This is a genomic window from Clostridium sp. CAG:43, assembly GCF_000434655.1.
GTDB lineage: Bacteria > Bacillota > Clostridia > Lachnospirales > Lachnospiraceae > Otoolea > Otoolea fessa.
This window is the reverse complement of record NZ_FR894983.1, coordinates 1-708: the sequence shown is the minus strand read 5'-3', so window position 1 is coordinate 708 and position 708 is coordinate 1. Positions and strand designations below refer to the sequence as shown.

The window sequence follows — 708 nt, the reverse complement described above, 5'->3', positions numbered from 1 at the left end:
TTCTCATGGATAGACGGATACAGCCAGGCAAATTCCGACTTGTTACTCACATTATATCATATTTTTTCTTTAATTACATCCACCAAATTTTAGTACACTGCCATTCGGCTTGCTTCTGTAACCGGCATCCGTTTAATCTTCTCCTGCATTGTTTCCTTTGTATCTTCATTGATTTCTATACGGATTTCCCCTATGTTTTGATTAAGAATGCCCTCTCAATGTATGAAAGGCCGGTTCAATTATATGTGTCTATTTTAATTCTGGAAACAGTTTCTCCAATTTTTCATGAAATGTCCCATTCCTTAATGGTTTGCCGTAGCGTATCGATGGCCTGCTTTTTCTGCTCATTAATGTTCCGGTTTACAGCCTGCATTTCTTCCTCGGTTGTAGTAGATTCCTGCCAGCCTCTGTTCACGATCATTTTTCTGGATCTTCTGTTGGTTCTGGAAGTCTCCGGCTGCTTTTCCTATAACGGTATGGTTTTCCGTCTGCAACTTCCGTTCCGGATTTTTCTTTGTGGATACAGAAAGCTCTTTTCCATTAATAGAACCGTTTATAATAACATATCTTTCACGCATTTACTCCGATAGTCACTCGGCGATATTTTGTATCTTTCTTTAAATGTTCGGTTAAACGTTCTTTGACTTTCAAATCCACTATCCAGACAAATATTTGTAATAGAATCCCTCGTATTTTCCAGACGATAAC

The 708-nt window shown here is 38.4% G+C and carries 2 protein-coding genes; both read right to left on the bottom strand.

The window, feature by feature from the left end; translation table 11 throughout:
* Positions 1-347 precede the first annotated feature (347 nt).
* Positions 348-578, bottom strand: a complete 231-nt coding sequence (locus tag QVO97_RS00425; RefSeq protein ID WP_288188471.1) for a hypothetical protein — start codon at positions 576-578, stop codon at positions 348-350.
* The coding region (locus QVO97_RS00420) for a helix-turn-helix domain-containing protein (RefSeq protein WP_288188473.1) at positions 554-708 on the bottom strand (155 nt) is incomplete at its 5' end. The genes QVO97_RS00420 and QVO97_RS00425, both read right to left, overlap by 25 nt.

Coding starts and splice junctions, on each gene's coding strand:
- QVO97_RS00425 (WP_288188471.1), bottom strand. CDS start 578: ATGCGTGAAAGATATGTTATTATAAACGGTTCTATTAATGGAAAAGAG.